This window comes from Stenotrophomonas sp. HMWF003, from assembly GCF_003061285.1.
Taxonomy (GTDB): domain Bacteria; phylum Pseudomonadota; class Gammaproteobacteria; order Xanthomonadales; family Xanthomonadaceae; genus Stenotrophomonas; species Stenotrophomonas maltophilia_AP.
The window spans coordinates 2,135-4,372 of the sequence record NZ_QAIW01000284.1; the positions used below are offsets into that span (position 1 = coordinate 2,135).

Annotated in this window: 1 protein-coding gene and 1 pseudogene; both read left to right on the plus strand. The window is 67.0% G+C overall.

The features are described from left to right. A pseudogene (locus DBR34_RS22800) lies at positions 1 to 1,522 on the plus strand (chromosome segregation protein SMC); the annotation flags it as partial. Positions 1,523 to 1,570: 48 nt separating this feature from the next. Beyond that, the coding region (zipA, locus tag DBR34_RS11805; protein ID WP_128096938.1) for a cell division protein ZipA at positions 1,571 to 2,238 on the plus strand (668 nt) is incomplete at its 3' end.

The window sequence follows — 2,238 nt, forward strand, 5'->3', positions numbered from 1 at the left end:
CACCCTGCGCGGTCAGATCGACACGTTGCAGGAGCGCGAGGCCGAACTGGAACAGCAGCTGTCGGCGTTCCGCGAGCAGCTGCTGGCCGGCGAACAACACCGCGAAGACGCGCAGCGGCAGTTGTACCAGGCCCATCGCAGCGTCTCCGAACTGGGTGGCCAGCTGCAGAGCCAACAGGGCAAGGTGGAGGCGGCGCGAACCCGCATCGACCGCATCGAAGGCGAACTGCTGCAGCTGCAGGAAACCCTGGATACCGGTCGCGAACAGGTACGCGAGGCCCGTGCGCGGCTGGACGATGCGGTCACCAGCATGGGCGACCTGGAAGCGGTGCGTGCGGCGCTGGAAGGCGAACGCCGCCAGCTCACCGATGCCCGCGACCAGGCCCGAGACCATGCCCGCAACGTGCGTGAGAGCGCGCATTCGCTGGCGCTGACGCTCGAATCGCAGCGCACCCAGATTGCCTCGCTGAGCCAGGCGCTGGAGCGGATGAGCACCCAGCGTGGCCAGCTCGACACGCGCCTGGGCGAACTGCATTCGCAGCTGGACCAGGGCGATTCGCCCGTGCAGACCTTGCAGGCCGAACACCAGAATGCCCTCAGCGAACGCGTGCGCGCCGACCGCGTACTGGGCGAAGCGCGCACCCTGCTGGACGGCATCGATGCCGAACTGCGGAATTTCGAACAGACCCGCCACAAGCGCGACGAGCAGGCGCTGGCCCAGCGCGAGCGCATTTCCCAGCGCAAGCTGGACCAGCAGGCGCTGGTGCTGAGCGCCGAGCAGCTGTCGGCGTCGGTGGAGAAGGCCGGCTTCGTGCTGCAGGACGTGATCAACACGCTGCCCGAAGACGCCCGCGTGACCGACTGGGAACAGACGGTGCACCAGATCGACGGCCGCATGCGCCGCCTGGAGCCGGTCAACCTGGCCGCCATCCAGGAGTATGGCGAGGCATCGCAGCGCTCGGAGTACCTGGATGCGCAGAACACCGACCTGACCACCGCGCTGGAAACCCTCGAAGACGCCATCCGCAAGATCGACCGCGAAACCCGCGGCCGCTTCAAGGACACCTTCGACCGCGTCAACGCCGGCGTGCAGCAGCTGTACCCGCGGCTGTTCGGCGGTGGCCATGCGTACCTGGAATTGACCGGTGAAGACCTTCTCGACACCGGTGTAGCCATCATGGCGCGGCCGCCGGGCAAGCGCGTGTCCAGCATCTCGCTGCTGTCCGGTGGCGAGAAGGCGATGACCGCGGTGGCGCTGGTGTTTGCGATCTTCCAGCTCAACCCGGCGCCGTTCTGCCTGCTGGACGAGGTGGACGCGCCGCTGGATGAAGCCAACGTCGGCCGCCTGGCCAACATGGTCAAGGAAATGAGTGAAAAGGTGCAGTTCCTGTTCGTCAGCCACAACAAGGCCACCATGGAAGCGGCGCACCAGTTGTCGGGCGTGACCATGCGCGAACCGGGCGTCAGCCGCCTGGTCAGCGTGGACCTGGAAGAGGCGGCACGATTGGCGGGCGCCGCCTGACGTGCCATCCTTAGTACCTGAACGTATTTAGCCGGAGACCCCCACCGAATGTCCGACATGGCACTGCTCCGCATCGGCATCCTGGCCGCCGGCCTGCTGTTGATCGCCGCGATCTTCCTGTTTGGCCGTCCGAAGAAAAAATCGCAGGGCCGTCGCGTCGACACCGCCGAGAGCGGCACCGGTGCGCGCCGTGAGCCCAGCCTGGGCGAAGGCGAGGGCAGCGATGCCGTCGCCGGCAGCACCGGCGACGACGGCGTGACCCAGCCCGAACTGGGCCTGCCCGACGTCGATGGCGCTGCCAGCGACCTGGGCAAGCGCGCCAGCCAGGATTTCGACAAGATCGTGTCGTTGTTCGTGGCGGCCCGCGCCGGTGAACAGCTGCGTGGCGAAGACATCGTCGTGGCCGCTGAAAAGACCGGCCTGGTGTTTGGCCACATGAACGTGTTCCACCGCCTGGTCGAAGGCCACCCCGAGCGCGGTCCGATCTTTTCGATGGCCAGCATCATGAAGCCGGGCAGCTTCGACATGGCCAACATCCGCGAAATGGAAACCCCGGCAATCGCCTTCTTCCTCACCCTGCCGGCGCCGCTGACCGCGCTGGACGCGTGGGAAAAGATGCTGCCGACCGTGCAGCGCATGGGCGAACTGCTCGACGGCGTGGTGCTGGACGACAGCCGCAATGCCCTGGGCCGCCAGCGCATCGCGCACATCCGTGA